4 protein-coding genes and 1 pseudogene are annotated in these 3614 nt (G+C 72.5%); 2 read left to right on the top strand and 3 right to left on the bottom strand.

Translation table 11 applies throughout. The annotated features are described in order from the left end of the window. A pseudogene (locus GT042_RS38775) lies at positions 1-188 on the bottom strand (hypothetical protein); the annotation flags it as partial. A gap of 239 nt (positions 189-427) precedes the next feature. Here GT042_RS38775 and GT042_RS06445 point away from each other — a divergent pair. Next, a complete protein-coding gene (locus tag GT042_RS06445) occupies positions 428-877 on the top strand; it encodes a Rieske (2Fe-2S) protein (protein ID WP_161307737.1) in 450 nt (149 codons plus the stop codon). 39 nt (positions 878-916) lie between these two features. Here GT042_RS06445 and GT042_RS06440 read toward each other — a convergent pair whose 3' ends face one another. After that, positions 917-1822: a LysR family transcriptional regulator gene (locus GT042_RS06440; protein WP_161307736.1), complete on the bottom strand. Its 906-nt coding sequence runs from the start codon at positions 1820-1822 to the stop codon at positions 917-919. Between the two features lie 38 nt (positions 1823-1860). Between GT042_RS06440 and GT042_RS06435 the strand changes: the two genes are divergently transcribed. Continuing rightward, on the top strand, positions 1861-3003 hold the full coding sequence (locus GT042_RS06435) for a DMT family transporter (RefSeq protein WP_237530512.1): 1143 nt from the start codon (positions 1861-1863) through the stop codon (positions 3001-3003). Here the strand turns inward: GT042_RS06435 and GT042_RS06430 are convergent. Further along, a partial coding sequence (locus GT042_RS06430; protein ID WP_161307735.1) for an aminotransferase class I/II-fold pyridoxal phosphate-dependent enzyme occupies positions 2994-3614 on the bottom strand: 621 nt, incomplete at its 5' end. The genes GT042_RS06435 and GT042_RS06430 overlap by 10 nt on opposite strands.

The following is a 3614-nucleotide window of genomic DNA, read 5'->3' as shown; positions in this document are numbered from 1 at the left end:
GTCGGCCCCGTCGCGCTGCTCGTCGCAGTCGGGCCCGTCACCGCCACAGCCGCCGGAGGTCCCCCCGCCGGGGCACCCGCCGCGCCGCCCCCACCGTCCGCGCCGACGGCGGACGAGCCGCCGAGTACGGCGGCCAGCGCGCAGGCCAGCGCGGGGACAACAGCCCGGGATCGGTACGTGGAGTACATGATCCTCCTGGTGGGACGCCGGCGAGAGCCGCTTACGTGCGTTTCATCAAATGTCCGACTCCGGCGCCGCGCCGTCAACCCGGGGCCCGCCCCGGACCACGGGAGAGCGTCCCGCGAACTCCGAGGACAGCCACGCAATATTCCGGACAGTTCGTCCCACGCGTGAACACGGAGGCGGGTTTGTCCGTACTTTCCAGTGATCGGCCGACGCACCGGCGGCCAGGAGAGAGGTACGCAGCATGACGGGAACGCAGGGCACCGCACGGACCGTGACACGCCGGACCATCGTCGCCGCGGCGGGCGCCGCGGGACTGGGCGCGGCACTCGTGGCGTGCGGGGACGACACGTCGGGGACCGCCGACCAGAAGCCCGCCGACACCGGAGCAGGTAACTCCGGAGCAGGTGACGTCCTCGCGAAGACCACCGACATCCCCGAGGGCGGCGGAAAGATCTTCGACGGCCAGGGCGTGGTGGTCACCCAGCCCGAGGCCGGGGAGTTCAAGGCCTTCTCGTCCAAGTGCACCCACCAGGGCTGCGCGGTGACGACCGTGAAGGACGGTGTCATCAACTGCCCCTGCCACGGCAGTCAGTTCAGTGTCACGGACGGCAGTGTGAAGCAGGGACCCGCGACCCAGCCCCTGCCCGCCGCGTCGATCAAGGTCACCGGAGACTCGATCACCCTCGCGTGACGTTACGCGTACAAAGACGCGCGCACGTACACGGCCCCCTCACTCCTCGACCGTCCGCGCCGCCGCCCCCAGCGCCTCCACGGCCGCCCTGATCGAGGGGCGGCGGCCCGCGTCCGTGCGCCAGACCACGTGGATGTGCCGCCACATCTTCTGCCGTACGGGGACCACCGCCACGCCCTCGGGCACCGGCCCGCGCCCCAGCCGAGGCGCAACGCAGACGCCGAGGCCCGCCGCGATCAGGGCGAGCTGGGTGTGGTGTTCCCCCGCGAGATGGCCGATCCGTGGCTCCATCCCCTTCGAGCGGAGTGTGAACATCAGCCAGTCGTAACAGAATTCGCCCTCCGGCCAGGACACCCAGGAGTCGTCGGCGAACTCCTCCAGGTCCACCTCCGACCGGCCCGCGAGCCGGTGGTCGGCGGGCATCGCCACGTCGGCGGCGTCGTCCAGAAGGTGCGCGAGGGCGAGACCGCCCGGCACGGGCAGCCGTTTGTTGCTCCAGTCCAGCACCACGGCGAGGTCGAGATCGCCCCTGAGCACTCCCCTGATACCGGCTTCCGGCTCCAGCTCCCGCGCCATCACACGCAGTTCCGGATGGGTGTCGCGCAGGGCACGGATCGCCACGGGGAACAGCCCGCGCGCCGCCGTCGGGAACGCCGAGATCCGCACGTCGCCCACCACCCGGCCGCGCTGCGCCTCGATGTCCGACTGGGCGACCTCGACCTGCGAGATGATCCGCGCGGCATGGTCGGCGAGCAGCCGGCCCGCGTCCGTGAGCCTGACCCCCCGCCCGTTCTTGGCGAGCAGCTGCTGACCCACCTCACGCTCCAGCTTGGCCAGCTGCTGGGAGACGGCGGACGTCGTGACGTGCAGGCCCTCGGCGGCGCCGCTCACCGAGCCGTGCCGGGCCAGTGCGTCCAGGGTCCGCAGTCGCTCCAGATTCAACATATAAGCGATGCTAAGACATCGGACGCACAAAATCTCGCTTGTCCTACGAGATGGTTCAGGTCATGGTGATGACCATGAGCACCGCCACCCCGCCTCGCCCCGGCCCCGCCTCCCTCCCGCACTCCCCCGCACCGGCCCCGGGCAGCGCCCCGGTCGGGCCCGGCGGATCCCCGGACACCCCGCGCGTGCGCCGCGTGATCGGCTGGCGCGTCCGGTTCGCGGCGCTCTCCCTCATCTGGGGTTTCAGCTTCCTGTTCATCAAGGTGGGTACCGACAGCTTCGCGCCCTTCCAAGTCACCTTCGGCCGCCTCCTGTTCGGTACGGCGGTCATCGCGATCGCCCTGGTGTGGAAGCGTGAGCGGCTGCCCCGGGGCCTGCGCACCTGGGGGCATCTCGCCGTCGCGGCCTTCCTCCTGAACGCGCTGCCGTTCTCGCTGTTCGCCTACTCCGAGCTGACGATCCCCTCGACGCTCGCGGGCATCTGCAACGCGACCTCGCCCCTGTGGGGCATGCTGCTGTCGTTCGTCGCCCTGTCCGAGGACCGCCCCACCCGCCGCCGGGTGGCCGGGGTCGGCATCGGATTCCTCGGGGTCCTGACCGTCCTCGGTGCCTGGCAGGGCTTCTCGGGCCTCGACGTCACCGGTACGGCCATGGCCCTGCTCGCCTCGCTGAGCTACCCGGTCGGCTGGATCTACGTACGCCGGACCCTGGCGGGCGGCAGCCACTCGCATCTCTCGCTCACCGGCACGCAGTTGCTCCTGGCCACCGTGCAACTCGCCGTGGTGACGCCCCTGTTCACCTCCATGCCGACCTCGTTCCCGCTGTGGCCGCTGCTGGCGGTGGTGGTGCTCGGGGCGCTGGGGACCGGCTTGGCGATCCTGCTCCAGTACGGAGTGGTCGCCGAGGTCGGCCCGACGATCGGCGCGATGGTGACGTACTTCATCCCGGTCATCGCCACGGCCGCGGGGGTCACCCTCCTCGGCGAGCCGCTGAGCTGGAACACCCCCGTCGGCGCGGTGGTCATCCTGGCCGGCGCCGCCCTGACGCAGAGCAAGCCGTGGAAGTCCCGGAAGCGGGGAGGGAGCGGAGGCCGGAAGGCCGAGGCGGACACGACGGACCCGGCGACCGCACCACAGCCGACACCCGTACCCACACCGGCACCGGCACCCGCTCAGCCGTAGCTGCGGGCAGGCGCCGGTCCCGCCGCCGCGGCCAGCGCGTCCGCGAGCGACACCAGGTCGCCGTCCGGGAGCGCCGACACCGTGACCCGTACCGCCGCCGGCGAAGCCACCCGGAAGCGGGCGCCCGGCGCGACCGCCCACCCCGCGCGCACCAGGCCCGTCACCGCACTCGTCTCGTCGGCGACCGGCACCCAGACGTTCATGCCACTGCGGCCACGGGCCTCGACACCCCGTTCCGCCAGGGCCCGTACGAGCGCGTCGCGTCGTTCCCCGTACGCGCGCGACACCGCCGGGACGTCCACCGCGCCCGAGGTCCACAGCTCCACGACGGCCCGCTGGAGGAGGCGGCTGACCCAGCCGGGACCGAGCCGCTGACGGCCCGTCACCCGGTCGATCGTCATGGCGTCCCCGGTCAGGACCGCGAGGCGCAGATCCGGCCCGTACGCCTTGGCGGTGGACCGCACCAGCGCCCAGCTGTCGGTGGCCCCGGCGAGCGGGTGCAGGGGCAGGTCCACGAAGTGGTGGCCGTGGTCGTCCTCGATCAGCAGCACCCCGGGGCGGCCGGCGAGCACCGCGCGCAGCCGCGCCGCCCGGGACGCGCTCACCGCCGC

It is taken from the genome of Streptomyces sp. SID3212 (assembly GCF_009865405.1).
Lineage (GTDB): Bacteria > Actinomycetota > Actinomycetes > Streptomycetales > Streptomycetaceae > Streptomyces.
Note: the sequence above shows the minus strand (reverse complement) of the source record. Positions and strands in the feature narration are given on the sequence as shown.